At 59.4% G+C, this 2,062-nt stretch carries 2 protein-coding genes and 1 pseudogene; all 3 read right to left on the reverse strand.

The genetic code is table 11. From position 1 onward, the window contains the following. The coding region (locus APH41_RS28670) for an alpha-E domain-containing protein (RefSeq protein WP_177333604.1) at window positions 1-102 on the reverse strand (102 nt) is incomplete at its 3' end. 4 nt (window positions 103-106) lie between these two features. Continuing rightward, a complete protein-coding gene (locus APH41_RS27305; protein ID WP_054897219.1) occupies window positions 107-1,516 on the reverse strand; it encodes a circularly permuted type 2 ATP-grasp protein in 1,410 nt (469 codons plus the stop codon). 445 nt (window positions 1,517-1,961) lie between these two features. After that, window positions 1,962-2,062 (reverse strand): annotated as a pseudogene (locus tag APH41_RS27310) (ribonuclease E inhibitor RraB); the annotation flags it as partial.

Consider the following 2,062-nt stretch of genomic DNA (forward strand, 5'->3'; position numbering starts at 1 on the left):
CAGCGACAGCGAATAGCTGACATCGAGCATGCGTGCGAGGTTTTCGGCACGCTCCAGGTAGCGTGACATCCAGTACAAATCCGAGGCAGTTCTACTCAACATGGCATCAGTCCTCGACCACCCAGGTGTCTTTGGTTCCGCCGCCCTGGGACGAGTTGACCACCAGCGAGCCTTCGCGCAGCGCCACACGGGTCAGGCCACCCGGCACCACGCGGGTGTCCTTGCCGGACAACACGAAGGGGCGCAGGTCGATATGGCGCGGGGCGATGCCGTTTTCGACAAATGTCGGGCAGGTGGACAAGCACAGGGTCGGCTGCGCGATATAGGCGTGTGGCTTGGCCTTGATACGCGCCCGGAACGCTTCGATTTCTGCGGTTGTAGACGCCGGGCCAACCAGCATGCCGTAACCACCGGAGCCCTGGGTTTCCTTGACCACCAGGTCGGGCAGGTTGGCCAGTACGTGGGACAACTCGTCAGGCTTACGGCATTGAAAAGTCGGAACGTTCTGCAGGATCGGCTCTTCATCGAGGTAGAAGCGGATCATCTCGGTGACGAACGGGTAAACCGATTTGTCGTCCGCGACTCCGGTGCCAATGGCGTTGGCAAGCACCACATTGCCGCACCGGTAGGCGGCGAGCAGGCCGGGTACACCGAGCATCGAGTCGGGGTTGAATGCCAAGGGATCTAGAAATGCATCATCGAGGCGACGGTAGATCACATCGACAGCCTTGGGCCCATCGGTGGTGCGCATGAACACACGGTCATCGCGCACGAACAAATCCGCGCCTTCCACCAACTCCACACCCATTTCCCGAGCCAGGAAGGCATGTTCGAAGAACGCGCTATTGAAACGCCCGGGCGTCAGTACCACCACACTGGGGTTATCCAGGGGGCTGGCGCTTTTGAGGGTGTCGAGCAGCAGGTTGGGGTAATGGTCGATGGGCGCGATGCGTTGGGCCGCGAACAACTCGGGGAACAGACGCATCATCATCTTGCGGTCTTCGAGCATGTAGCTGACACCGCTGGGCGTGCGCAGGTTGTCTTCGAGCACGTAGTACGTGCCGTCGCCATCGCGTACGAGGTCCACCCCGGAGATGTGCGAATAGATATCGCGGTGCAAGTCCAGGCCCCGCATTGCCAGTTGGTATTGCTCGTTGGCCAATACCTGCTCGGCGGGGATGATGCCGGCCTTGATGATGCGTTGGTCGTGGTACAGGTCGGTGAGGAACAGGTTCAGCGCCTTGACCCGCTGGATGCAACCGCGTTCGACAACCCGCCATTCACTCGCCGGAATGCTGCGGGGGATGGTATCGAAGGGGATCAGGCGCTCGGTGCCTTGTTCGTCCCCGTAGAGGGTGAAGGTGATGCCGGCGCGGTGGAACAGCAAATCGGCTTCACGCCGGCGCTGGGCCAGCAGTTCGGCAGGGGTGTCGGCCAACCAGCGGGCGAACTCGCGATAATGGGGGCGAACCTGCCCTGCCCCATCGTACATTTCATCGTAATAAGTGCGGATCATGCCGTACTCCTTGTCACCCGGACTCAAGAACCTTCGCAAGGCCCGTGCCAGCGGCATAAACACTTTATAATCAAACAGTTGCATAATCCGAGGGGATTTGCCGCACCGTCCTGGTGCGCGCAATTGCCTGGGCCACGCCGTACGCTCCGTTGCAATGCGGTGTTTGGCTATCAACAGCATAGTCAGAGTTGATTTCACTGCCCGCCTGCACATGCGGATAATCGCCCACATCGGTTGAACAGGACGTGTCCTACAGCCAAACCCTTTGCACATTCAGTAACGTATTGACTCGTGTACTGATGACTCCTCGGTCTTCCCTTTCCGCCACCCCATCCGGGTGGCTTTTTTTTGCGCCTGAAACGGCAGTTTCCGTTGCGACGGTAGCCCAAACAAAATCGGCCGACCCAAAGGTCAGCCGATACGCTGTGCTGCTCATAAATACCAACTACATGGGTAACCCACGCACCTCCTGCTTGACGCCCCATCCTTCGATGATCCCTCCCAGGGGCTCGACCACCGCTTCAAAGTCTTGCTCGAAGTCTCCTA

Origin of the sequence: Pseudomonas sp. NBRC 111138 (genome assembly GCF_001320835.1) — a bacterium.
Lineage (GTDB): Bacteria > Pseudomonadota > Gammaproteobacteria > Pseudomonadales > Pseudomonadaceae > Aquipseudomonas > Aquipseudomonas paracarnis.